The organism is Actomonas aquatica, from assembly GCF_019679435.2.
Taxonomy (GTDB): Bacteria; Verrucomicrobiota; Verrucomicrobiia; order Opitutales; family Opitutaceae; genus Actomonas; species Actomonas aquatica.
Map to the genome: position 1 here is coordinate 5,023,421 of NZ_CP139781.1, position 25,022 is coordinate 5,048,442.

Annotated in this window: 19 protein-coding genes; 10 read left to right on the forward strand and 9 right to left on the reverse strand. The window is 64.8% G+C overall.

Going from position 1 to position 25,022, the window contains the following annotated elements:
• Positions 1–77: 77 nt before the first annotated feature.
• Positions 78–2,180 carry an HAD-IIB family hydrolase gene (locus K1X11_RS19215; RefSeq protein WP_221030784.1) on the reverse strand — a complete coding sequence of 701 codons (2,103 nt, stop codon included), beginning with the start codon at positions 2,178–2,180 and terminating at the stop codon, positions 78–80.
• Positions 2,181–2,355: 175 nt separating this feature from the next.
• Here K1X11_RS19215 and K1X11_RS19220 point away from each other — a divergent pair, with 175 nt between their 5' ends.
• On the forward strand, positions 2,356–4,062 hold the full coding sequence (locus tag K1X11_RS19220; protein WP_221030785.1) for a sodium:solute symporter family transporter: 1,707 nt from the start codon (positions 2,356–2,358) through the stop codon (positions 4,060–4,062).
• A 40-nt stretch (positions 4,063–4,102) separates the two neighbouring features.
• Here K1X11_RS19220 and K1X11_RS19225 read toward each other — a convergent pair whose 3' ends face one another.
• From K1X11_RS19225 to K1X11_RS19255, 7 genes are all read right to left on the reverse strand, one after another.
• A complete protein-coding gene (locus K1X11_RS19225) occupies positions 4,103–5,440 on the reverse strand; it encodes a glycosyltransferase (RefSeq protein ID WP_221030786.1) in 1,338 nt (445 codons plus the stop codon).
• Positions 5,441–5,536: 96 nt separating this feature from the next.
• Positions 5,537–6,388, reverse strand: a complete 852-nt coding sequence (locus K1X11_RS19230) for a class I SAM-dependent methyltransferase (protein WP_221030787.1) — start codon at positions 6,386–6,388, stop codon at positions 5,537–5,539.
• Positions 6,389–6,516: 128 nt separating this feature from the next.
• Positions 6,517–7,548 carry a Holliday junction branch migration DNA helicase RuvB gene (gene ruvB, locus K1X11_RS19235; protein ID WP_221030788.1) on the reverse strand — a complete coding sequence of 344 codons (1,032 nt, stop codon included), beginning with the start codon at positions 7,546–7,548 and terminating at the stop codon, positions 6,517–6,519.
• A 60-nt stretch (positions 7,549–7,608) separates the two neighbouring features.
• Complete coding sequence (locus K1X11_RS19240; protein ID WP_221030789.1) at positions 7,609–8,001, reverse strand: PIN domain-containing protein; 393 nt, start codon at positions 7,999–8,001, stop codon at positions 7,609–7,611.
• 20 nt (positions 8,002–8,021) lie between these two features.
• Positions 8,022–8,351, reverse strand: coding sequence for a type II toxin-antitoxin system VapB family antitoxin (locus K1X11_RS19245; protein ID WP_221030790.1), 330 nt, complete (start codon positions 8,349–8,351; stop codon positions 8,022–8,024).
• Positions 8,352–8,724: 373 nt separating this feature from the next.
• Positions 8,725–10,020 carry a UDP-N-acetylglucosamine 1-carboxyvinyltransferase gene (locus K1X11_RS19250; protein ID WP_221029627.1) on the reverse strand — a complete coding sequence of 432 codons (1,296 nt, stop codon included), beginning with the start codon at positions 10,018–10,020 and terminating at the stop codon, positions 8,725–8,727.
• A gap of 147 nt (positions 10,021–10,167) precedes the next feature.
• The gene (locus K1X11_RS19255) at positions 10,168–11,313 is read right to left on the reverse strand and encodes a translation initiation factor IF-2 (protein ID WP_221029626.1); all 1,146 of its coding nucleotides are present in this window, start codon (positions 11,311–11,313) and stop codon (positions 10,168–10,170) included.
• Between the two features lie 201 nt (positions 11,314–11,514).
• On the opposite strand from K1X11_RS19255, the gene K1X11_RS19260 reads away from it, so the two are divergent.
• From K1X11_RS19260 to K1X11_RS19270, 3 genes are all read left to right on the forward strand, one after another.
• Complete coding sequence (locus K1X11_RS19260; RefSeq protein ID WP_221029625.1) at positions 11,515–11,886, forward strand: dUTPase; 372 nt, start codon at positions 11,515–11,517, stop codon at positions 11,884–11,886.
• A 100-nt stretch (positions 11,887–11,986) separates the two neighbouring features.
• Positions 11,987–12,466: a redoxin domain-containing protein gene (locus K1X11_RS19265; protein ID WP_221029624.1), complete on the forward strand. Its 480-nt coding sequence runs from the start codon at positions 11,987–11,989 to the stop codon at positions 12,464–12,466.
• A gap of 458 nt (positions 12,467–12,924) precedes the next feature.
• Positions 12,925–15,948, forward strand: a complete 3,024-nt coding sequence (locus tag K1X11_RS19270; RefSeq protein WP_324726027.1) for a DUF748 domain-containing protein — start codon at positions 12,925–12,927, stop codon at positions 15,946–15,948.
• Positions 15,949–16,065: 117 nt separating this feature from the next.
• Here the strand turns inward: K1X11_RS19270 and K1X11_RS19275 are convergent, their stop codons facing one another.
• On the reverse strand, positions 16,066–20,154 hold the full coding sequence (locus K1X11_RS19275; RefSeq protein ID WP_221029622.1) for a PAS domain-containing hybrid sensor histidine kinase/response regulator: 4,089 nt from the start codon (positions 20,152–20,154) through the stop codon (positions 16,066–16,068).
• Positions 20,155–20,312: 158 nt separating this feature from the next.
• On the opposite strand from K1X11_RS19275, the gene K1X11_RS19280 reads away from it, so the two are divergent.
• The 6 genes from K1X11_RS19280 (at position 20,313) to K1X11_RS19305 (ending at position 24,992) form a co-directional block, all read left to right on the forward strand.
• Entirely contained in the window at positions 20,313–20,567 is a 255-nt protein-coding gene (locus K1X11_RS19280; protein WP_221029621.1) for a YkgJ family cysteine cluster protein, read from the forward strand.
• A 12-nt stretch (positions 20,568–20,579) separates the two neighbouring features.
• Entirely contained in the window at positions 20,580–22,271 is a 1,692-nt protein-coding gene (gene ettA / locus K1X11_RS19285; protein ID WP_221029620.1) for an energy-dependent translational throttle protein EttA, read from the forward strand.
• A 150-nt stretch (positions 22,272–22,421) separates the two neighbouring features.
• Positions 22,422–23,276, forward strand: a complete 855-nt coding sequence (locus K1X11_RS19290; protein WP_221029619.1) for a hypothetical protein — start codon at positions 22,422–22,424, stop codon at positions 23,274–23,276.
• Entirely contained in the window at positions 23,273–23,806 is a 534-nt protein-coding gene (gene msrA / locus K1X11_RS19295) for a peptide-methionine (S)-S-oxide reductase MsrA (protein ID WP_221029618.1), read from the forward strand. Before K1X11_RS19290 ends, msrA begins: the two co-directional genes overlap by 4 nt.
• A gap of 106 nt (positions 23,807–23,912) precedes the next feature.
• Positions 23,913–24,482, forward strand: a complete 570-nt coding sequence (locus K1X11_RS19300) for a hypothetical protein (RefSeq protein ID WP_221029617.1) — start codon at positions 23,913–23,915, stop codon at positions 24,480–24,482.
• Positions 24,483–24,563: 81 nt separating this feature from the next.
• On the forward strand, positions 24,564–24,992 hold the full coding sequence (locus tag K1X11_RS19305; RefSeq protein WP_221029616.1) for a hypothetical protein: 429 nt from the start codon (positions 24,564–24,566) through the stop codon (positions 24,990–24,992).
• Positions 24,993–25,022: the final 30 nt, after the last annotated feature.

Genomic DNA, 25,022 nt, shown 5'->3' on the forward strand with positions numbered 1-25,022 from the left:
TAGGAAGGACGAAGTAAGAAGAGAAGGAAGCAGCGGTCGGGACTTCTGACTTCGAACTTCTTACTTTTGACTTGGTCTTAGTCGCTGCCGTTTTGGGGGTCGGCTTCGACCTCTTGGCAGGCGCGAATGAAACAGGCGGCGGACCAAGCCTGGTAGGCCTTGCCCATGGGGCGGCCGGTCTGGCCGTGAACCCATTCGTTAAATTCCCATTCGTTGTCGCGGCCGCGGTAATTGACCTCGGCGAGACGATAGAGTTCGCGGCAGGCGACCTCGTTGAGTCCAAGGCGATGAATGAAGCGCACCCACATGCCGCCGACGAAGGGCCAGATGCCGCCGTTGTGATAGTGGTGAGGCAGGTTGAGTAGGTTGACCGTGTAGTAGGCGCGCCAATCGGGGTCGCCGGCCTGCACGACGGGGTAGAGGTTGGCGACGGGGAAGGGTTCGTTGACGCCCACGCCCCACATGAAGCGGAAGGCTTCGCGGGCGCGATCGATGTCGAGCAGGTTGAGCAGGAAGGCGAGCACGTTGCCGAAGACGTCGCAGCGCCAGTTGAAGGAAAACGGGGTGATCTCCGCGAGCAGGTAGTGGGTGTCGCCGAGGTTGAACTGGCGATCGGCGAAGTCGCGGTTGGGCCCGCCGTCCCCGTTGGGCCGAGTGGTGGGCCAGAACATGGAGAGCAACTTGCTGCGGATATGCTGCGACCAGCGCAGATAGTCGGCGGCACGACCGTGGTCGCCGCGAAACTCGAGCAGGCGGCCGTAGCAGATGTTGGTGCGGAACCAGAGGACCTCGTCGTAGAGCACGTTGTAGCTGCGGCCAAAGAGGTCGGTCCAGTCACCGGCTTCGGGGATCTCGAGCAGGCCGTCGTTGTTGGAATCGTGAGCGGCGAGCCAATCCATCGCCCGCTGCAGGGCGGCGGCGTGTGTATCCAAAAATTCCATATCGCCGGTGCGGTCGACGTAGTTGTAAACCGCGATGATGAGCCAGAGGCCGGAATCAATGGCGCAGATGTTGCCAACGCCGGAATAGTCGGGCGAACCGTCGTCGATGCGGACATTGGCCGGAATCTGACCGGTCGGCGAAATGGCGTTGAGCAGGGTCTCGAGGGTGCGGCGGCAGCAGGCCTGGACTTCCTCGTCGTCGAGGTCGAGCGAGTTGATGACGGTGATGGCGCCATCGCGGCCCCAGACGGAGCGGTAATTTACGTCGGTGCCGGTGACGGAGTTGTCCTTGAGCGAGCAGGCCGAAAAACCGAGGGGGGTGATGTTGCGTTTGAGGGCGTCGATGGCGCGCTCATAGCCGGTGTGGATGAAGGCCTTTTCCTCGTCGCTGAGGCCGCCGAGCTTCGTGCCGGTGAAGAGCATTTTGAAGTCGGTCGACATCTTCGCCTTGGGGATGGCGGTCTCGTTGGCGGCGGGCGGCATGCAGGCCACGCCGAAGTGGCAGAGACCCTCGACCACGCCGTCGGCCATGATGGAGTGGGCGTGAAAAAGATGCGGGTGGCCGATGGTGGCCTCGAGCAGCTCGGGTTGGGCGTTGAGCACAGCGATGGCGCGCACGCCGGGCACGGTGAACATGCTGCTGTCGTTGCCGGTGTCGCCGGCAACAATGACCGAGGACAGCGGCACGCCGAGGTGGCGACAGAGCCAGCGCAGCGCCCCACCTTTGGTGGCGGCGGCGGGCAGCAGATCGAGGTCGCGGGCGCTGGAGTAAACGAGGGAAACACTTACGCCGGCGGCCGTGATGCGTTGCTCGATTTCAGCGAGGCGCTCGGGCGTGGCGTTGCGCAGAAACCAGCTCGATTTGTAGGGGTTTTGAAACTGCTCGGGCTGGCGCGAAAGGTCATCCTCTTCGCTGAGCAGCTCTTCGATTTTGTTGCGGTCCCAATCGCGATCGAGTTCGCGCGACCAGTCCTCCAAGTAGACGCCACTGCGGGTGTCGAAGATCTCGGTGCCGACGCCGCCGACGTAGAGATCGGGCTCGGGCAGGCGACCGTCAGCGACGAGCTGTTGCATGTCATCGACGAGGCGTCCGCTGTTGTAAACCAACAGCGGGCGAGCCTCATCGCTGAGGGTCTGCCAAGCGGTGACGAACCGTTGAGTCGACTCGGGGTTGCCCAGGAGGGTGCCGTCGAGGTCGGAGCTGAAAATCTGGATGGGAGCGGACGTGGATGCAGCCATGGTGGTAGAAATTCCCGCGTCAAAAACAGGAGAGCCGGAGAGCCCGGTGAGCAGATCGAATGCCGTAGCAAGTCCCGATCAGATAGCAGGAAAGGCAGGCCGCGGAACGGGTCAAGGTGGGGAGAGGATTTGCGTGGTCGGGCGGGTGCGTTGACACGCCCTGTAGGTTGGATGGATGCACCCATTGGATATGGCCATCATTGGGCTCTACTTGGTTTTGTTGATTGCGGCAGGGGCGTGGTTGGCGAGGCGAGCGGGGCAGGACACGGACTCTTATTTTCTCGGCGGCCGGCGGCTGCCGTGGTGGGCGTTGGGCTCATCGGGCATGTCGAGCAACCTCGATGTGGCGGGCACGATGACGATCGTCGCGCTCATCACGCTCTACGGTTTGCAGGGTTTCTGGATTGAGATGCGCGGCGGGGTGGTGCTGCCGATCGCGGTGTTCCTTGCGTTCATGGGCAAGTGGCATCGCCGCTCGGAAGTGATGACCACGGCGGAGTGGATGACCTTACGATTTGGTGAAGGCCGCGGCGGGCGACTCGCCCGCATGACGGCGGCGCTCACCTATGTGGTGCTGACGGTCGCGATGATCGTGTTTTTCCTCGCAGCGGGGGGGCGCTTCCTGGCGGAGTTTTTGCCGTATTCAGAAACTCAATGCGCCATCGGCATCGCGTTGATCGCCTTTCTCTACACCACGGCGAGCGGACTGCATGGCGTGATCTGGACCGACGTGGTGCAGACGGTGCTGATTGGAGGCGCGGCCATCTATGTGGCGGTGGTGGCGAGTGGCATGGTGACGCCGGAGCTGCTCGATCATTGGCCGGCGTCGGACCTCAACGTGATCTGGCCAATGGCGGGAGATGAGCGGCTATCGCCCTACCTGCCGTTCTTGGCTTTTCTGGCCGTATGGATGAGCAAGGGTGTATTGGAAGGGCTGGGTGGCAGCGGCGGCTCGGCCTACATGGCGCAACGTTTTTACGCGGCGGGATCGGAGCGCGACTGCGGCAAGTTGGCCATGCTGTGGACGGTGTTGTTTGCGGCGCGCTGGCCGATGGTGCTCGGCTTCGCCATCATCGCGATGAACCTCGGTATGGAGGTGAATTCGGTGGAGGCGGCCGAAGGCGTGTTGCCGGTCGTGCTGCAGTCGGGGCACTTTCCGGTGGGCGTGCGTGGTTTGATTCTGGCGGCCATGCTGGCGGCGGCGATGTCGACCTTCGACAGCACGCTCAACGCCGGCGCCTCGTATGTGGTGCGCGACTTGTATCAGCCGAAACGCCCGGAGGCCTCGGATCGGCATCTGATGGTGGTGAGTTATCTGGCTTCGGCGCTGTTGGTGGCCGTGGCCCTGGTGCTGGCGCTCTGGCTGGGTGGTTCGGTGCTCGGGGTGTGGGTGGGCATTGTGATGCTGCTGTTTCCTGCCTTTCTCGTGCCCTTTGCGCTGCGCTGGTATTGGGGGCGGTTTAACGGCGAGGGCTTTGCGGGCGGCATTGCCGGCGGTTTTGCGGCGGCGCTGTATTTCTCGTTGGCCGATCCCGCGGGATGGAATGAAGCGACGCGTTTCCTGGCCATCACGGTCGTGTCGCTGTTGACCGCGGTGGTGGGCACCCGAATCGGACCGACGGTGGACGAAGGCACGTTGCGGAAATTCTACGAGCAGATCCGGCCGTGGGGATGGTGGCCGCGCGCATGGCGACAGGCCTACCGGCAGGAACATCGGGCAGATGGCGCGCGTTTGGGGCGGGCCTTGGTCTGGCAGATCTGCACCTTCCTCCTTCCGATGACGCTCGTGCTGCATTTGTGGATACAGGCGGCGGTGTTGGGCGTGCTTTGGATCGTGCTGGGCGTGCGACTGTGGCGCGAAAACGAAACGGCCGCGGACTGAGCCGCGGCCGGTGAGAGGATCGGAATGAAGGCGCGGCGGCTCAATCGCCGTCGTGCCAAGGCTCGCTCCAGTCGTCCTCCTCAAGGCGGTGGGGACTGGGGCGTCCTTCGACGAGACCGATAAGCTGCTGGGCGATACCGGTCCAGGTGAAGAGACTGCGGGCCTTGTGCGCGCCCATGCGTTTCATGCGGTTGCGCAGTTTGGCGTGGCGCAACGGCTTCATCATGGTGATGCCCAGATCCTCGGCGTCGAAGGTGTCGGCGAAGAGGGCGTGGCGGCCGTAGCTGACGGCGCGGAAGAGGCCGCCGTGAATCGTGACAACCGTGGGCGTGCCGCAGGCCATTGCCTCGATGGCCGTCATGCCGAAGGGTTCGTAGCGGCTGGAGAGCACAAAGAGGTCGGCGGCGCGGTAGTAGTCGGGCAGGTCCTCGTCGGAGATAAAGCTGCCAAACTTCACGCGGCGCTGCAGACCGAGGTCCTTCACGCGGGCCTTGATGTCGGCGAGGATCTTGCGCTCCTGCTTGTCCATCTTCTTGCCGCCGACGGCGAGACGGAGCTCGGCGTCCGGTATCCGTTTTGCGGTGACAGCAAAGGCTTCGACGAGGAGGTCGTAGCCTTTGTTGGTGGCGAGACGGCCGAGGGCGACGACGGTGGGTTTCTTGAACCCGAAGCGTTTGCGGATGCTGGCGCGGCTGGCTTCGCTGACGGGGAAGAAGCGGTTGTCGTCGTAGCCGGGCGGGATCATCGCGGTGCGGCTGGCGTGCACGCCGTAGTCCTTGATGATCATGTCGTGCTGCGGCGGTGTGGTCGCAAGCACGATGTCGCAGTTGTTGTAGAGGATGGTTTCCTGGCGGACGCGTTCGGTGAAGTTGAACTCCTTTTCAAAGCTGTCGGCTTGGTCCGGATAGTCCTGCTCCATGCGGTTCTTTTTCCACATGCCGAGGGAGTGCGGCGTGTGCACGTGCGGCACGGATAGGGCGTCGGAAAGACGTTGGCCGGCGATGCCACCGTCCCAGTAGTGGCTGTTGACGAACTCGTAGGTGAGCTTGTGGCGCTTGATGAAGCGCAGGGCGTTTTCGCCCCATTCCATCAGATCCTCGTGGAGATATTCCTTGGGGATAAATTCGTTACCGCCGCAGGCCATGCGAATGACGCGGACGCGGCCACTGACCACATCGATCTCGGGCTGGTCCTCGAAACGGCGAGTCCAGACATCGACGTCGTAGCCGAGCTGGCCGAGTTTCTTGGCGAGTTCCAACACATACACTACCTGGCCTCCGGTGTCGGCGGCACCGAGCGGCGGGTTGGCGGCGACGTATCCATGAGTGGATACCATCGCGATGCGCGGTCGTTTTGGATCTACTGTAATCGCGGACATAAGCTGAATAGTAGCTATAAACCGCGTTGAGGGCGAACGGTTCGCGCAAAACGCACGATTTCTCGCCGATGATGAAGGAGCAAATGGCGGTGCGATTCACCCGAGCGGTCGTCCCTCGCGGTATCCGCATTGCTCGTAGTGGTGGGCGCCGGACGTGAAGGTGCCGGCGTCGATCGCGATGCGAACATCCGGGTGGCGGTCGAGGTAGGACGCTTCGGGGAAGGTTTGCAGCACCATCACGGATTGACCCAGCGCGGCCGGAGGTTGGCGCGGATTATCTGGTGAGGCGCCGGCGGGCGCGGGTGGCAATTGTATCCAGTTCTCCATGCCATCATGAACCGCGGTCACCACGAAACCGAGATTGTGGGCGAAGCGACGGAGAATCTCGGGCGAGGTGATGCGATTGAGCACGCGATCGAGTCGGGTGTCCGCGACCGTGATTTCGAAAAGCTCCCAGTGTCGTGCGTTGGCAAAATCGAGAAACGAAAAGACCACGCGCCCATCAGGTTTCAGCACGCGGCGCGCCTCGCGGAGAAAGCGGTAGATGTCCTCATCGAGCAGGTGCGTGAAGACGGAGAAAAAACTGACGAAGTCGGCGTGTTGGTCGGGGGTGGGGATGACGCAGTCGGTGGTGACGTGAAACTCCCAATCGCGACGGGCGCAGGCTTTCTCGGCTTCACGCAAGGGGCCCGTGATGACGTCGGTGCCGATGAAGGTGCCGGTGAGGTAGTCGACGAGACTGCGAGGCAGGCGACCGGACCCGGTGCCGACGTCGACGAGGCAGTGCTCGGGGCGCAGGCCGAGTTGGATGAGAGCGGATTTTTCGAGTTGGCCGATCTCCGCGAAACGATCACCGACGACGAGTTCCAGCGCACGTTCGTAACCGTGTTCGGCGATCATGCGCTCAAAATGAGCCTGGTAGGTGCTGCGGTAGTCGGGGCGTTGCATCGGGCGGTTCCGCGAAAACGGTGGGGTTGCCAACAGCGACAACCCGGGGGCGCGGTTCCTCCATCGATGCGCGAAAATGAGCCGGCTCGGCTCAACCCGCTCCGGCCAAGGAGGGGCGAATCAGCGGATCAGAGCAGGTCGCCTTGGTCGGCGAAGCCCTTGAGGCCGAGAGCCTGGTAGGCTTTGGCGGTGAGCACGCGGCCCTGCTGGGTGCGTTGCAGGTAGCCCTCCTGGATCAGGAAGGGTTCGTGGACCTCCTCGAGGGTGTCCGCCTCCTCGCCGACGGCGATGGCGACGGTGCCGAGGCCGACGGGGCCGCCTTTGTAGTTTTCGGCCATGACGCGCATCATGCGTTTGTCCATCTCGTCGAGGCCACGGGCATCGATCTCGAGCAGCTCGAGGGCGCGGGAGGCGACCTCCTTGGTGATCTTGCCGTCGGCGCGTTCCTGGGCGTAGTCGCGAACAAAGTTGATGAGGTTGTTGGCGATGCGCGGGGTGCCGCGGCAACGGGCGGCGATTTCGCGGGCGCCGGCTTCGTCGATTTCCACGCCGAGTAGGCCGCAGGAGCGGCGCACGATGCCCATGAGGGTCTTGGTGTTGTAGTAATCGAGGCGCGTTTGCAGCGTGAAACGGGAGCGCAACGGGGCGGTTAGCAGACCGGCGCGGGTGGTCGCGCCCACGAGGGTGAAGCGCGGAATGGAGAGGCGCACGCTGCGAGCGTTGGGCCCCTGGTCGATCATGATATCGAGGCGGAAATCCTCCATCGCGGTGTAGAGGTATTCCTCGACGGTCTTGGGGATGCGGTGGATCTCGTCGATGAAGAGGAGGTCGCCCTCCTCCAGGGAGGTGAGCAGGCCGGCGAGGTCGGAGGCTTTCTCGACAACGGGGCCGGAGGTGACGCGCACGTTCTTGCCCAGCTCGTATCCAAGAATAAATGACAGGGTGGTCTTGCCGAGGCCGGGAGGACCGGAGAGCAGAATGTGGTTGAGGGCGTCGCCGCGGCGGCGGGCGGCGCCGACCATGACTTGCAGGCGTTCGACGGTTTTGGGCTGGCCGGTGAAATCGGCGAAGGAGAGGGGGCGCAGGGCGGCCTCGGTGGCGGTTTCGGGCGCGTTGAGGGTGGAGGCCAGGTAGTCGGTGCCTTTGGGTTGGTCGGGCATGGGGGCGAAGTCAGAGGTCTGAAGGCGGAAGGCGGAAGCCAGAAGTGTGAGACGGACAAATCACGGCAGGTCGTTGAAGACGGTGAGGCCGGGGACCTGGTTGAAATGGCGGTCGAAGGTGAGGACGGCGGCGCCGTAGTCGAGGGCGGTCGCGGCGATGGTGATGTCGGTGGCCGGAATGACGGCGCCGTGCCGATCGAGGTCCCAAGCGAGCCGGGCGGCGCGTTGCCACGTGCTCGGGGTCGGGTTGAGGAAGCGCAGAGTGGCGAAGCGCTCCTCGTAGTGTTTGCGCACGAAGGGATCGGAGCGGCCGCGGATGACTTCAACCCAAACGACGCCGTTGATGGCGAAGTCGTAGCGAGAACTGAATTGATCGAGCGCGGCGAAGGATTGGCGGTATTCCCGCGCGAGGCGGATGAAGTAGCTGCTATCGATCAGGACAAGTTCGGCCATGACGGCGAGGCGGCGACGATTTAGGGGCGAGGGTCTTCCGTGGCGTGGCCGTGGGAAGCATCGTCGTCTTCGGCAGCATGGCCGAGAATTTTGCTATGACGTTTCAAGAAACGTTGGACGGCCTCTTCGTCGTAGTCGGGCGGATCGATGGCGTCTGAGGGCTGCGGGGCGGAGTCCTTGAGCCAGTCCTCGTAGGTCGGCCAGAGCGGTGTGCGGAACAGCTTGCGCTGCTTGTGCCGTCGAGCGAGGTCGCGCAGGGCCATCTCTACGGCGGCGGTTTTGGTTTTGGCGCCGGTGAGTTCCATGACCTCCGCGAGGACATCCTCGTCGATGTGCATCGTCATTTTCATGATGGAGAGAAGGAGTATGGCTCGGAAGCCATATCGTCAAGATCGAGTATGGCACGCGAGCCATACTGGGTTGTAAGTGTAAGTGAGGGAGAGGGTAATGAAGAGTTGTCACCTAATGGGTGACAACTTTGGGGGCGGCGAGGGGGCGGCGAGGGGGCGGCGAGGGGGCGGAGTGGCAGGGGCCGAGGGGCAGCGGGGAGCGGCCGAGACGGCCGCTGCTACACTCGGACTGGAGGTAGCGGCGGGGGTGTTGCTCGCGGCTGGTGGGCGGTGGTGGGGTGCCGAGGCTGGAAGCCTCGGCCACGGTTCCGGGGTGTGGGCGCGGCATCTTGCCGCAGCGGTGTTTGGCGGCGGCGCGCCCTACAGGTGGGGCTTAGTCGCGCCAGGTGAGTTGGGCGCCGAGGGAGTTGAGGTTTTCGACGAAACGGGGGTGGGCGCGTTTGATGATCTCGGCGTGGCGCACGATGCTTTCACCCGGGATCGAGGCGGCGACCATGGCGAGGGCGACGGCAGCGCGGATGATGTAGGGCGAATCCACGACCGCAGGTCTTAGCGGCCGCCCGCCAAACACGATGAGGCGGTGCGGGTCGCTCACGACCGCATGCGCGCCAAATTTCGCCAGCTCGGGGATCCAGGAGAAGCCGTTTTCGTAGACCTTGTTCCAGAAGTGGATGGTGCCTTCGGTGTGGGTGCTGAGCGCGATCATGAGCGGCAGCAAGTCGACCGAGAAGTAGGGCCAGGGGGCGGCTTCGATTTTGGGCAACAGGTTGCTGGTGCGCGGGGGCTCGATGCGAAGGGATTGGTTGCGCTCGACGATGGCGGTGGTGCCCTCGTGGCGGACTTTGACGCCGAGGCGGGCGAAGGCGCGAGTGATGAGGTCGAAGTGCTGGGGCACGGAGTTTTCGACGCGGATCTCACCGCCGGTGATGGCGCCGAGCGCGAGGAAGGTAACGACTTCGTGGTAGTCGGTGCCGATAGTGATGTCGGCGCCGTGCAGTTTTTCCACGCCGGTGATGGTGAGGCGGCTGGTGCCGAGTCCCTCGATCTGCGCGCCCATGGCGATGAGGGCGCCGACGAGGTCCTGGACGTGCGGCTCGCTGGCCGCGTTCATGAGGGTGGATTGGCCGTCGGCGAGGGCGGCGGCCATGGCGAAGTTTTCGGTCACGGTGACCGACATGTAGTCGAGCCAAGTGCGGGCGGCGGTGAAGCGGCGGCCGGGCAGGGCGATGGTGAGCGGTTCGGTGCCGGAGATGTCGGTGCCGAGAGCGGTGAGCACGTCGAGGTGGGGATCGATCTCGCGGACGCCGAGCGAGCAGCCCTTGGTGTTGGAGCGGACCACGATTTTGCCGAGGCGGTGGAGCAGGGCCGGGTAGAGCAGGACGGTGGAGCGCATGTCCTGCGGCAGTTCGGAGTCGGTGAGCTGGGGAGCGAAGTTGGCGTGGTCGACGCGCATGACGCCGGCGGTGCGGTCCCAGTCGATGGCGGAGCCCTGTTGGGAGAAGAAGGTGACCAGTTTGTTGAGGTCGGTGATGTCGGGCACGTTGCGCAGGGTCACCGGTTCATCGGTGAGCAGGGTGGCGCAGAAGATGGGCAACACGGAGTTTTTGTTGCCGGAGGGAGTGATGGTGCCGGAGAGCGGATTGCCGCCTTGGACGACGAGGTCGGACATGAAGGAAGAGGTTTAAGTGGAAAGGGGAAGTGAAAGGGGCGGAGGGAGGTGGGGGAAGGGAAGAGTGGGAGTGAAGGGGCCAAAAAAAGCGCCCGTCGGTGAGGACGGGCGCTGAAGGAGTAAGTGGCGGGTGAACGCTGGGTCGGCTTATTCGCTGGCGGAGCTGCCGCCGGAATCGCCACCGCCGTTGCGGCGACGACCACGACCGTTGCCACCGCGGCCACCGCGACGGCGGCGACGGCGGTTGCCACCCTCGCCGGAACCGGAGTCGCCCTCGCCACCGCGGGAGCGGGAGCCGGAGGATTCGCCGGAGGCACCTTCGGGGCGGTTGCCACCGCGGCCACGACCACGACCACCACGGCCGCCGCGACCACGGCCGCGGCCACGGCGGTTGCCGTCGCCATCGCGGGACTTCTTGGTCTCGGTTTCGGTGGAGGTTTCGCTGCCGCCGAAGAGGCCCTTGATCCAGCCAATGAGGCCTCCGGACTTGCTGGCGGATTCCACCTTGGGCTTGGGCACATCGACCTCGACGGGCTTGGGGGCGCGGGGGCGACGCTCACCGCGGTCTTCGCGGTTTTGGCGATCGCCGCGCTCGCCGCGATTGCGACGACCTTCGCCCCGGTTGTTGCCGTTGCCGCGTTCGCGACGGCCGGTGGGTTTGAAGGTCGGACGCTCGTCGCCGGAGGCGCCGTCCGGGAAGGACGGGGCTTCCCAGCTGGAGGTCGGCTGGCGGATTTGCTTGGGCGGGAGGATGTCGAGCTCGGCCTTTTCCTCGGACTCCGTCTCGGTCTCCGCGGCGGCCGCGGGCTCCGGCGTGGGGGCCGGTGCGGGGGCGGGCTTTTTGGCCACGGGAGCAGGAGCGGGGGCGGGAGCGGACGGGGCTTCGGCGGGGGCGGAGGTGGTTTCCGCGGGAGCTGCGGGAGCAGGCTCCGAGGTTTCCGGCTGGGCAGGGGCCGGGGTCGCGACCGGAGCCGAAGCGGCCGGCTCCGGCGCCGCGGGGGCGGGAGTCTCGGGCTCGGGTTCGGGCTCGGGGGCGAACGGGTTTTTGTATTCCGATGCGTTCGTCACGATTTGGACGGCGGTGGGTTTGTAGTCACCGGCGGGGGCATCGGAGGAAGCCGGGGCCGAATCGGCGGGCTTGCGTTTGCCACGGGCGAGGCCGGAGCCGCGGCTGGTGCCGAACGCGAAGGCGGTCTCGGCAGCAGGGGCAGGGGTCTGCTCGCTGGGCGTCTCGGCGGAGGGGCCTGCCGCCGGAGCGGAGGTCTCGGGACCGGACGGATTGTTGTCTGACATGTTGTTGTTTATGTTTAGGTTAACACGCGCTCACTCAGGAGGAGGAGCCGCGGGACGGTCGCCCTGGCGGAGGCCAGCGGAGGCACTCGACGCGGGCGACAAGTGGCGCAAGCTCTTCAAGTGCGGGCGGAAGCGCAATTCTTTATTAGAGGGCGGGAAAGGCACTTGCGCTTGGGGGGCGCACGGCCAGCCTGCGGGGCCATGGACAAGCTCGAAGAGATTTTCCGCATGCAGGAGACCTTAAATGCGCGCATCGGCGTGGAATTGCCGCCGGCGAGCGACGAGGAGAAGGCGAAGTGGATTCTCAACTACACCCGCGCGATGCAGCAGGAGACGGCCGAGCTGATCGACAGCGTGCCGTGGAAATGGTGGGCGAAATACCAGAAGTTTGACGAGCAGAACGCCAAGGTGGAGGTCGTCGACCTGTTCCACTTTTTGGTGTCGCTGGCGCAGACGCTGGGGATGTCGGCCGACGATGTTTACCAGGCTTACGTGAAGAAGAATCAGGTGAACCACCAGCGTCAGGAAAGCGGCTACACGAAGAAGGACGCCGACGATTCGAAGCATATCTGAGGCGCGCGGAAACCCGCGCGGAAATCCTAAATCCTAGGAACTAAATCCTAAAAACACCGGACGGCACTCCCTCATCCCATTTAGGATTTAGAGTTTTCCCATGAAGCAAGTTGGCGAAACGTTGGACCTCTCGTTTGAGGTGAAGGTGGTGCGCGGGGCGGGCGCGGCGCCGGAGGTGATGCGGTTTGGCGACTTGGTAACGGGGCCGACGGTGGTGTCGGTTTACATGCGCAACAACACCGGCTCGTGCGACAAGCAGAACGCGGCGCTGGTGGCGGATCTGGCGGCGATTCGCGAGCGCGGTTATGCGGTGATCGCGGTGTCGCGGGACACGGCGGGGTCGCATGAACGTTATGCGACGAAGCTGGGGATTGATTATTCCTTGGTGAGCGACCCGGAGGATTTGTTTGGGCAGGCGGCGGACGCGATCGTCGAGAAGAAGATGTATGGACGCACGTTTACCGGGCCCTTGCGTTCGGCTTGGGTGCTCGATGGGACCGGCAAGGTGCTGGCGGTGATCGACAAGGTGGATGCCAAGGCGCATGGCGCGCAGGTGTTGTCGGCGCTGGATGGGATTTGAGGCGGGCGACGGCGGGGGGGCGGGGGACGGAGAGGCACGGCGCGCGGTGGGGTGCCGAGGCTGGAAGCCTCGGCCACGGTCTGTCGGTGTGCGATCGGCTGTGGGCGCGGCATCTTGCCGCGGCGGCGGCGGTGGGTGCTGAGGGGCGGAGAGGCAAGTGGCGGCGTGCCGCCGGCGGAGAGGCGAGGAGGAGCGGCCGAGACGGCCGCTGCTACACTCGGACCAGAGTTGTAGCCGCGGGCGTTTCGCCCGCGTTGCGGTGATGCGCGGTGGGGGGCCGAGGCTGGAAGCCTCGGCCACGGTCTGTCGGTGCGTGTGTGGTGGTGTCGCGGCGTCAGGGCAAACGGGTGGCAACGTGTCGCTTGCCGGGGATGGAGGCGGTCGCCTAATTTGCGGGGGTGACGACTCCGACCATTAAAGACATTCGCGCAGCGGCGGCAGCTCGACGGACCCGACGGGTGCGTCTGCGTCGTGGACTCATTGGCGCCGGGGTGGCGCTGGTGCTCGTGGCGGTGCTGTCATGGTGGGTCGTGCCGACGGTCGTGCGCAACCAGATCGAACAGCGTGCGAGTGCGGCCTTGGCGCGCACGGTGTCGGTGGCAGGCGTGAGTTTTAACCCGCTCAATCTCGGTGTGGAGGTGCGCGGGCTGGACGTGCGGCAGGGCGACGAGACGTGGCTGCGCTGGGAGCGGCTGTATGTGAATCCGCGAGTGTGGTCGTTGGTGCGCGGGCGGCTGGGGTTTGATGTGATCGAACTCGATGGGTTCGATGGACGGGTGGCGGTCGACGAGGCGGGCGAATTAAATTTTGCGGATTTGCTCGCGCGGGAGAGCGCGGACGAAGAGGACGAGGAGGAAGCCGAACCGACGGTGGTCGAGATTGGTTCGTTGGTGGTGCGGGAGGCGCGTATCGAGTTTTTGGATGCGAGTCATGCGCGGCCGTTTGCCACGACGCTGGGGCCGGTGAGTTTTTCACTGGCGGACTTTCACACGGTGGGAGATCCGCAGGCGCCGTATGAGTTTGTGGCGACGACGGAGGCGGGGGAGACGCTGAGTTGGAATGGTCAGTTGTCGGCGACGCCGTTGCATTCGCAGGGATCGATCGAGTTGGGTGGGATCCAGCTGGCGAAGTATGCGCCGTATTTGAGTGAGTTTACGGCGGCGGAGATTCGGAACGGCCAGCTGCACGTGAAGACGGATTATCGGGTGGCGGTGAGCGACGGGGGCCTGGAGTTGGAGCTGCGACAGGGGGACGTGGTGATCGAAAATTTGGCGGTAAGCGCGGTGGGACGGGCCGGCGAGCTGGTCTCGACCGAGCGTTTGCACGTGCGAGGCATGGACCTGGATTGGGCGGAGCAACGGGTAGCGATCGACGCGGTGACGTGGACCGGCGGGCGGGTGGAGCTGGCGAAACAGGCCGAGGGTTTGGAGTTGGTGCAGTTGCTGGCCGGTAGCACGACGGAGGGGGCAACGCAGGGCGGGGATGATTGGCGGGTGACGGTGGGCGAGCTCGGGGTTGATGGGCTGGCCGCGTTGTGGCGGGACGAGACTCTGGCGCAAACGGCGACGGTGGAGGTGGCGGCGCTGAGCGTGCAGGTGCGCGATTTGGATTTGAGTGATCTGACTCGAGCGGTGCCGGTCACCGTGGCGGCGACGCTGGCCAATGGGGGCGGGAACTTGGCAGCGGTCGGCGAGGCTGGACTGGTGCCGTTCCGACCGGCGTTGGACGTGACGGTAACGGATGTCGATCTGGCGGTGGCGAGTCCCTATGTGCAGGCGGCGCGACCGGGGTTGCACGTGGGCGGAGGAACTTTGGCGGTTAAGGGAGCGTTGGGCACGAGCGGGGACTCGCTGGTGTTCCGCGGTGGCCTGGGCGTGGCCGGGCTTTCGCTCACGGATGATGACGGCGCGATGTTGGCGGCGTGGGAGCAGTTGCACACGGAGGGCGTGAGTTTGGTGCTGGAGCCGTTGACGTTGGACATCGAACGGGTGCGGTTGGTGCGGCCGGACGTGGCGATGGCGATTCGCCGGGATGGTTCGATCAATTGGATGCCGGATGTGCCGGCTGAATCGGCCGAAATCGTGGGGCCGGTGGTGGCTGACTCATCGAACGAAGCGGCGCCGGTGATCCGCGTGAGTTTGGTCGAGTTGGTGGAGGCGCGGGTGGACTACCGGGATGAGTCCCTGGTAACGCGCGCCGGGGCGGTGTTGACTGAATTGTCGGGCGAGATGACGGGGTTGTCGTCGGTCGAGCTGGGCAAGGGGCAGGCGGAGTTGCGTGGGCGGGTCAATGGCTCGGGCAGCGTGTTGGTGCAGGGCGATTTTAATCCGCTGGGTCAGCCGGCCTTCACCGATCTGGCGGTGACGGTGGAGCGGATGGATTTGTCACCGCTGAGTGGATACGTCGGGCAATACGCGGGTTATGCGTTGCAGCGCGGACGGATGACGCTGGCGGTGAATTTTAAGCTGCAGGATCGCGTGATCGACAGCGAGACGGTGGTGACGCTGGACGGCTTCACGCTGGGGGCGAAGGTCGACAGTCCGGATGCGACCAGCCTGCCGGTGCCGCTGGCGTTGAAGCTGTTGCGCGACGGCGACGGGCAGATCGTGATCGATCTGCCCGTGGGGGGCAGTCTGGATGATCCGGAATTTCGCGTCGGCCGGGTGGTGTGGCGGGTGATCACCAATCTGCTGACCAAGGCGGCGACGGCGCCGTTTAAGATGCTGGGCGGTCTGGTCGGTGGCGGTGGTGAGGCGGCGGACGATCTCGATGAACAGATTTTTGCCGCGGCCAGTGCGGAACTCGCGCCCGCTGCGATCCAGAAACTGGATACGCTGGCGGCAGCGCTGCAGGAGCGGCCGGAGTTGGCGCTTTTGGTGCACGGCGAATACGCGCCGGAGGCTGATGCGGTGGCGTGGCGTCCGGCGGTGCTGGAGCAGCGGCTGCGTGAGCGCGCGGCGGAAGGGCAATGGTCGGCCGCAGACGGTTGGGCGGAGAACGCGCGGATGGGGCAGTTGGTGAATCTGTATATGGACGTGTTTGGGGTGCCGCCGCTGGATCCGGACACTCCGGTGGAAATGGAATCGGTGGTCGAGGGGGAGGTGGCGGAGGCGGCGAGGCCGGATCCCGAGCCGCGGGCCGCGTCGGACGACTCGTTGATGGGGTGGTTGCGCCGGGTGTTTGGCGGCGGCGACGCGGCGGCGGACGAGTCGTCACCGGAGAGCGTGACGGCGGTGGCCGGGGAAGAAGTCGACGGGGGCGGGCCGGGCGCGATGCCGGCGATGACGGTGTTGCCGGAAGCGGAGATCGAAGCACGTCTACTGAGTGCGATCGAAATCAGCGAAGCGGACTTAATCGAGTTGGCCCGAGCCCGGGCGCAGGCGGTGCAGGCGAAGCTGGTGGCCGCGGGAATCGCGGCGAATCGGATCGAACTGGGCGAGGTGCGCGCGGGGATGGCGCGGGTGTCGCTGGAGTTGCGCTAGGGGGGGCGCAGAAGCGGGGTTGGAACGTTGCGAGAACGTGGTCCGTTTTGGGCCACGCTTTCACCTCCGGCTCAAGCGCAGCTACGAGGGCGGCGGGCGCAGAGGCGGCGGTGGCGCTCAGGCCTCGTCCGGGCCGTTCTGCAGCCACGGGTAGCGTTTGAAGACCGCCTCGAGGGCGAGTTGGCTTTCTTCGCGGATGAGGGCGATGAGGCGTTCGCGTTCGGCGGCGGGGGGGGCGTCCTTGGGGTCGTGCAATTGTTTGATGGTGCTGACGACGCCCATGAGGGCGAGGGAGCCGGTGGAACCTTTGAGTTTGTGCAAATGACGTCGGGTGGAGGTCTGGTCCTCCGGGGGCATGGCGGCGACCTCATCGAGCACGGCGTGCAAGTCGTTGTGGTAGGTGCTGATGATGCGGCGGAGCACCTCGGGGTTGTCGGCGGCGCTGGTGAAGGTGAGAATCGAGTCAAACGCCTCCCAGTCGACCAAATGGTCTCCGGGTGATGAGGTGGGAGAGTCCGAGGGGGAAGACGCGGTCGGCATGGAAGATTGGGAGGGAGACGGCGGAGCGATGGTCTGCGGAGTAGGCGCGGAAGGAGCGGTGCGGAGGCTGACGAGTTTGGAGAGCGTGGCGAAGGTGATGGGCTTGGCGACATATTCGTCCATCCCGGCTTGAATGCAACGTTCGCGGTCGCCGCGGGTGGCGTTGGCGGTGACGGCGACGAGTCTGGGGGGAGACCAGTCGGGGGACCATTGGTGGCGCACCCAGTGGGCGACGCCGAAGCCGTCGACCACGGGCATTTGAATGTCGATGAGGGCGAGGTCGTAGGGAGAATTGGTGAGGAGTTCGATGGCGACCTGGCCGTTCTCGGCGAAGTGGGCGTTGAGGCCGAGTTGTTCGAGCATGGTGCGCACGACCTCGCGGTTTACGGGATGGTCTTCGGCGACGAGCACACGCAAGGCGCTCACCGGGGGCGGCGCGGAGGGCTTGGAATCGGGGGCGGCGGTGTGCGTGGAGTCGATCGGCGTGTCGGGGGGCGGTGTCGGCGCGGGGGAGGCGGAGGAGGAGGTGGCGGCGGCGATGCGGGAGGCGCGTTGGAGGGATTGTCCGTCGAGCAGTTGAATAACGTCGCGGCGGCGCAAGGGGGCGGAGAGTTCGGCCTCGAATGGCGAGGACGAGGGGGAGTCGGGCACGGCAACTTGGATGGCGATGCGGACGAGCGGAGGGAGGGGACGGTCGTCGGCGGGGGTGGCGAGGCTCTGAGCGGCGGCGAGGGCGGCGGGGCGGAAGGCGCGGGGGAAGATGACAGGGAGCGGTCGGCCTGGCTGGTGGTGTTGTTGGATGAAGCTGTGCAGGTCGGCGGGGGTTTCGCAGGCGATGAAGGTGCAGCCGGTTCGGGTGAGGCAGTTGTTGAGGGCGGAGAGGTCGGCTTCGTCGGGTTGGAAGACGGGGAGGCTCAGGTTAAGCGAGACGGGAACGTCGGTGTAGCGACGGGTTTCGCCGGGGGCGGGCGGGAGATGGACGATGACCCGGAAGGTGGAGCCTTCGTCGAGGGTGCTGGTGGCGGTGATGTCGCCGTTCATGGCGATGGCGAGTTCGCGGCTGATGGCGAGGCCGAGGCCGGTGCCGCCGTGGGCGCGGGTGGAGGAAGCGTCGAGTTGGTTGAACCGGCGGAAGAGCGTGTCGATGCGGTCGGGGGGGATGCCGGGGCCGGTATCGTCGATGTCGAAGCGCCAGCGGTCGTGGTCGAGCGGCGAGACACGGAGGCGGACGTGGCCGGTTTGGGTGAACTTGAGGGCGTTGCCGACGAGGTTGGTGAGGATCTGCCGCAGGCGGAGGGTGTCGCCGAGCACCCAGGAGGGATGGCCCTCGTCGCGGAACTCGTGGTGGAGGGCGATTTCCTTTTCGGTGGCGAGGCGGGAGAAGGGTTCGAGGGCTTGTTCGGTGGCGCGGCGCAGTTCGAAGGGGGCGACTTCCAGCTCGAGGCGGCCGGCTTCGATGCGGGAAAAGTCGAGCACGTCGCTGATGAGGCCGAGCAGTTGTTCGGCGGAGGTGCGCATGGAGTTGACCCATTCGCGCTGGGTTTCGTTGAGCGGGGAGCGGTCGAGGATGGTGGCGAAGCCGATGACAGAGTTGAGCGGCGTGCGCAGCTCGTGGTTCATGGTGGCGAGGAACTCGCTCTTGGCGCGGTTGGCGCGGGCAGAGGACTCGGCGGCTTCGCGCAGGCGTTGCTCGTAGTCGTGACGTTCGGTGACGTCGCGATCGAAGCCGAGGGCGCGTTCGGCGGGACCGTGGACGGCGCGCAGTTCGACGGTATTGGACTCGATCCAACGCCAAGAGCCGTCGTGATGGCGGGCACGGTAGGAGTGGCGGCGGAATTTGCGCCCGGGGTCGAGGGCCTCGACGGTGTGGGCTTTGAGTTTGGCCAGGTCCTCGGGTTCGATGAGGGACTCGTGTGCGAGCGGGTCGGAGGGGTCGGAGGGAGGCTCGTGGCCGAGCATCTGCCACCAACGGTTGGAGCGATAGAATCGGCCGCGGGTAAAGTCGGCATCCCAGAAGCCGTCGGGGCTGGTCTCGATGATGGTGCGGAGGCGTTCTTCGGCGGCGGCGAGGTGCTCACTGCGTTCCTGTCGCACCAGGTAAGAGGAGAAGGCGTTGCAGATGGCGTGGAGAGCGGAGCGCACCTCCGTGCGGGCGACGAGGTTGCGGTCGGAAAAGACCAGCACCAAGGAGCCGTAGAGGCGGTCGGTCAGCTCGACGTTTTCGACGAAACACCAGGGCGTGGCGAAGGAGTCCGGCGCCATGCCGGGCAGCGGCTGGCCGAGTTCGCGCAAGTCCCCTTCGATGGATTGGCGGCGGGACAACGCGCCGTGCCAAGCGGGCGGGAGTTCCTGGAGGGAGTGCCAATGACCGGTGTGGCCGGAGGTGAAAGACGGGTGGGCGGCGACGGGGCGGAAACCGAGTTCGCCGCGGCGTGGGCTGTAGACCCAGAAGGAAGCATGGACGAGGTTGAGCCGGCGTTGGACTTCACGGACCAGCCAGTGCGCGACCTCGTTGGCGGATTGGTTGCCCAGCAATTTGCGTGAGTGCTCGGCATTTATCTGGAGGAGGATGTCGCGCTGCCATACGCGCACCACGCCCTGCAGGTAACCGGCGATGCTACCGTAGATCACGAGGGTGACAAAAAAGACGATGAGGTCGGTCACGAGCATCGGTTCCGCCAGGCTCTGGGCGAGGAGTTCACGGGGGGCGAGCAAACCGACCAAGGCGATGACGCGGTTGTCCTCAAAGCGGCGCACCGGAGCGATCGCGAGATGCCAGCCCCCGCCGTCCTCCAGGTCCCGAAAGCGGGCCACGCTGGGCTGGCTGCTGCTGGCGAAGCGCGCGTAGTGAGCGGCGGAGGCCATGATGGGCACGGGGCGTTTGTCGGGGGAAATGACCCGGGCAATGAAGCCGGAGGACGGATTGTTGGCGGGGAGGATGAAGGCGCCGGTGATGGAATTGGACGTGGAGCACATCGACTCCAGGGCCTGGCGGAGACGTGCCGAGCGATCGGGCAGCAGGTCGGCGGAATCGATGAGGCGGGCGTCGAGGAGTTCGGCCAGGGCTTCGACGCGCGAGACCAGATCGTTGTCGCGATTGCGTAGTCCCTGATTCTCCACTCGCGTGAGGGCGATCCAACTGAGGGCCAGCGTGCCAAGCACGGCCACACCCATACTCCAGTGCAGGAAGTGGCCGCGGCGGCGCATGACGGGCAGCCCGCTGAACACCAGCCAAACCAGACTGAAGATGGCCAGCGCGAGACCCAGTGATCGGTCGGTGGGGGTGGCGCCCGACCCCAGCACGGGCGGCATTACGAAGGCGAAAACGTAGTGGGCGAGGTGGCACACGCGGGTGCGCCAGGGCCAGGTTTCGTTGACGGGTCGGTGTTTGTGGTGGAGGAAAAACGCGCCTCCAAGCAGAAGGGTGGCGACGAACCACAGGCCGGGTTGGAGCCATCCCAAAAACAGTTGGATCCAAGCGAAGTAGTGGAGTCCCCACTGCAGGCCCGAGGCGACCACGGTCGCCAGCATGTAGAGACCGAGTGGAATGAAGCGTCGCTCCGGCAATCCACGGGGGATGAGTCCCAGATACCAGCCACCAAGCCCCAACGCCGCGATGGTGTGGGCCAGTGCAAGGAAACGGGAGAGCAGGACGGGATCGGGCATGCCGATGAGCGAGGGTAAGACCGGTTTATCTTCGAAAGGAGATTTTGTGCATGTCGATGGCAAATAACTGGTTGGAGATGGGGAACACTACGTAGGGACGGGGCGATGAGCCATGGTTGGGAGTGGACAGATGGGTGGGGTTGCGGCGAGCTGGCAGCATGGACTGCCGACCCGGCTGCGCGGCCTGCTGTATCGCGCCTTCGATCTCCACGCCGATCCCGGGCATGCCGTTGGGCAAACCGGCGGGAGTGCCTTGCGTGCAGTTGGACGAGGCGGGGCGGTGCAAACTCTTCGGTCTACCCGAGCGGCCGGCGGTGTGCGTGAGCCTGCGGCCCAACCCCGAAATGTGCGGGGCGAGCCGAGAGGAGGCGTTGGAGTTCCTGCATCGGCTTGAATCCGAGACAAAACCCTGAATCGCTGTGGGTATGGCCAAGGCCGACGAACCCAAAGTGATTTTTTCCATGATCCGCGTCTCGAAGAAGATCGAGCGCAAGGAGATCCTCCGCGACATCTCGCTGTCGTTCTACTACGGCGCGAAGATCGGCGTGCTCGGCCTCAACGGCGCGGGCAAGTCGTCCCTCATGCGCATCCTCGCCGGGCGCGACCGCGAGATCGATGGACGCGTGCATTTCGACGAAGGTTACTCCGTCGGGCTCCTCGAGCAGGAGCCGCAACTCACGCCGGGCGCCACGGTGCGCGCCTGTGTGGAGGAGGGCGTCAAGACGCTCACGGATCTGGTGGATGCCTATGACGCGACGTGGGACGAAATCAACGAGGCCGAAGACGATGCGGCGCGGGATCTGATCATGGAGCGCCAGGGCGAGTTGCAGGAACGGATCGATGCGCTCGATGCCTGGGATGTGGCGCCGCAGGTGGAGATGGCGATGGACGCGCTGCGCTGTCCGGCGGGTGAGACGATCGTAGATACGCTGTCGGGTGGTGAGCGCCGGCGCGTCGCGTTGGCGCGGCTGTTGTTGCAGAAACCGGATGTGCTGTTGCTCGACGAGCCGACGAATCACCTCGATGCGGAGAGTGTGCACTGGTTGGAGCAGCACCTAGCGCGCTACGCCGGCACGGTCATCGCGGTGACGCACGATCGCTACTTCCTCGACAACGTGGCGGGCTGGATTCTCGAGCTCGATCGCGGTCACGGCATCCCGTGGCAGGGCAATTACTCCGGTTGGTTGGAGCAGAAACAACGTCGCCTGGAGATCGAGCAGCGCACGGAGGATCGCCGCCAGAAGGCGATGAAGCGCGAGCTGGAATGGATCCGCCAATCGGCCCGGGCGCGGCAGGCGAAAGGCCAGGCGCGTATCAATGCTTACGAAGCCATGTTGAAGGAAGACGTGGCGGAGAAAGAACGGGAATTTGAAATCGTGATCCCGCCGGGGCCGCGGCTCGGCGATCTCGTGGTGGAAGCCTCGGGCGTGCGCAAAGCCTACGGTGACAAACTGCTCTTCGACGGTCTTGAGTTCAGCCTGCCGCCGGGTGGCATCGTGGGCGTGGTCGGACCGAACGGTGCGGGTAAAACAACGCTGTTTCGTATGATCACCGGTGACGAAACGCCCGACGCCGGCGTGCTGCGGGTGGGACCGACGGTGAAGATCGCGCACGTCGACCAGTCGCGCGACAGCCTGCCGGATGAACAGACGATTTATGAAGCGATCAGCGGCGGGGAAGAAACGCTTTCGCTGGGCGGCAACCGCGAGGTGAACGCGCGGGCGTATTGCGCGCAGTTTGGGTTCACCGGGGCCGACCAGCAGAAGAAGGTCGGTGTGCTGTCCGGTGGTGAGCGCAACCGCGTGCATCTGGCGCGCCTGCTGAAGAGTGGGGCGAATCTGATCCTACTGGACGAGCCGACCAACGACCTCGACGTGAACTCGATCCGCGCGCTGGAGGAAGGTCTGGAGACCTTTGCCGGTTGCGCCGTGGTGGTGTCGCACGATCGCTGGTTCCTGGATCGCACGGCGACGCACATCCTGGCCTTTGAAGGCGACTCGGAGGTGGTGTGGTATCGCGGCAACTACAGCGCCTACCTCGAAGACTATCGCCGCCGCAAAGGTCACGACGCCGACCGCCCGCATCGCATCAAGTATCGCAAGCTGGGCCGCGGGTAAGCGGCGCGTGGTTCCGAGGCTGGAAGCCTCGGCCACACTTGGCTGCGGTATGGGCAGCATGGCCACGGCATCCTGCCGTGGTGCGTCGCGATGGGGCGATAGACTCGTGGATTGTCTTGGGCCGGGAAACCGGTTTGGGTCCGCCGCCATATGGCTGAGACTACCCCGGGCGAAGTGGTGGAGCGTGAGGCAGCGTCGGGTGCCTGGCCGGCTCCGTGCCCGCCCCGGCCGCCGTTGCCGTCGCATTTTAAAGCCAGTTTTTACTGGCCGCAGGTGCTCAAGGATCATCCGGCGCTCGGTCTCTCGATGGCGTATGCGGTGCTGACTCTGGCCGGAGCGGCGTATGCCGCGTTTTACTTCTACATTCTGAAGGTCAATTTCCTGCAGCTCACGGATGCGGCGGATTTTCTGGTGATGGTGTTCCAGCATCCCTTTGTGCCACTGCTGCTGTTGCTGCCGTTTCCGCTCTTCAACCTCTACATGGGGGTGAGCTATCGAATCATTTGGTGGCTGCGGTGGCGGTTCCGCTGGGCTGCCCAAAAGCTCCGCGATCCGTCGGGTCCACCGAAGTATCGAGAGCGAACCCAACGTCTGCTGGGGTATTTGTTTTTCGCGCTCTATGCGATGGTGGGGCTGGAGTTTTACGCGATCGGCAGTGCGATCAGAGTGCGGCACGGCGAGGGCAAACGCATCGTTTTGGAGGTCCGACCGTCGGCGCGGGCGGAGTCGATGACCGCGGAGTCTTACGAGGTGCTCCTGCTCGGCACGACGACTCGGTTCACGATCGTTTATGATCCGGAGGAAGGCCGGGCGTGGTCACTGCCGCACGATTCCATCGCTCGCATTTTGCATCCCGCGCGGAAGAAAAAGGACGACGAGGACGAAAATGAAGGGGCGACCGAGGACCCCGACGCGACGGTGGACCCGGCCGCGACGGACGAAGCTCAGGAAGTGGTGGAGCCAGTTGAAATGACACCGGAGTCCGGCGAGAGTCCGGGCGCATGACACAGGTTACCAAAGCGGAATCCCTTATTCTTGGCGGCGGCTGTTTCTGGTGCGTCGAGGCGGCGTATCAGATGCTGCCCGGCGTGTTGGCGGTGGAGAGCGGTTACTCTGGCGGGCACGACCCGGCCCCGACTTACGAGGCCGTGTGCACCGGTGAGACCGGCCACGCCGAGGTGGCGCGCATCACTTACGATCCGAGCAAGGTTTCGCTCGGCGAGGTGCTGGCGTTGTTCTGGCGTATTCATGACCCCACGACGCTGAATCGACAGGGCGATGACGTCGGCACGCAGTATCGCTCCGTTATCTTCTACGCTGGTGAGACGCAGCGGGTGGCGGCAGAGGCCTCCCGCGAGGCGGCCAAGGCGAGTTGGGGAGATCGTATCGTGACGCAGATTGAACCGCTCACGCAGTTTTTCCCCGCTGAGGGGTATCACCAAAACTATTACGCGCGGAACCCGGAACAGGGTTACTGTCGCGCGGTGATTCGGCCCAAACTGGACAAGGTGAAACGGGCGCTGGAGGCAGAGTGAGGTCGGAACCGGTTAAACCGGTAAAAATGGTTAAGTTGTTTATTAAAAATATTTAACGTAACCAGTAGGCATTGACCGCGCCGCAAAGGGTTTTCACCGTGCGGGCGTGTCGATTCGTCGCAATCAGCTCTGGGCCTGCCTGCTGATCTTCGCGTCCGCCAGCTTCGGAGTGGCCGGTCGCGGGCAGCTGGATTTACCGCCGCCGCTGGACGTCGATCATCTCGTATCCGCGCAGGAACTACTGGAGGACGCCCGCCAGTTGCTGCCTTCGGGCGGCTTTGTGGGTCCGTTGCTGGATGAGCAATATGCCGTGATCGATCACGGCTGGCTGAAGAACACCTTCTTGCCTTTCTACCGCGAAGAGGCGGCGAAGCTGCGGGCGGTCGCGTCGCGCGAAGGTGAGGCGTCCGACTGTGACAACTACGGCATGTTCCTGCGGCAGATGGTGGGGCTCGCGGGCATCATGGGTCGCACCGAGGAGCCGGCGGTGGCGCAGGTGGTGGTGGTGCAGAATCGACCGTTCTCGGGCGTGCGCCGCACCCGGGAGAATCATTCGGTGGGCCTCTTTTTGACCGATCGCGGGTGGTATGTGATCGAGCCGCAAAACGGCGACAAACTCATCCCTTTCCGGCGCTACGCGAACCGCAAGACGGTGCGCTACATGTCCTTTCACTGAAGCGCCTCCCCCGCGGGCGGGGCGCACCGGCTGAACCACAACCCAACAACACCACACCACGACAACGAACGAACACACATCATGAAAAAAACCATCACCGCCACTCTGGTTGCCGCCGCCTGTCTCGCCGCTCCGTTTGCCTCAGCTCAGGAGGTGAAGGAGGAAGTCGAGCTGGAGCAGTTTATGGTGACCGGCTCGCTGGCTGACGACGAAACGACCGGCGAGGAAGTTGAGCTCGAGAAGTTTATGGTCACGGGCGCCCTGGCCGACGAAGCCAACGCCGAGGACGAAGTGGAACTCGAGAAATTCCTTGTGACCGGCTCGTTGGCCGACGAGGCCAATCCGGAAGACGAGGTCGAATTGGAGCAGTTTATGGTCACCGGTTCGCTGGCCGATGAAGGAGCGGATGGCGAAGAGGTGGAACTGGAGAAGTTTCTCGTGACCGGTTCGCTCGCCGATGACGTCGCCGCCGCGCCGACCCGTCGCGTCTCCCGTTCGGTGCATCGCTAAGATCCACCTTCAGGCTATTTGCCCGGGCCG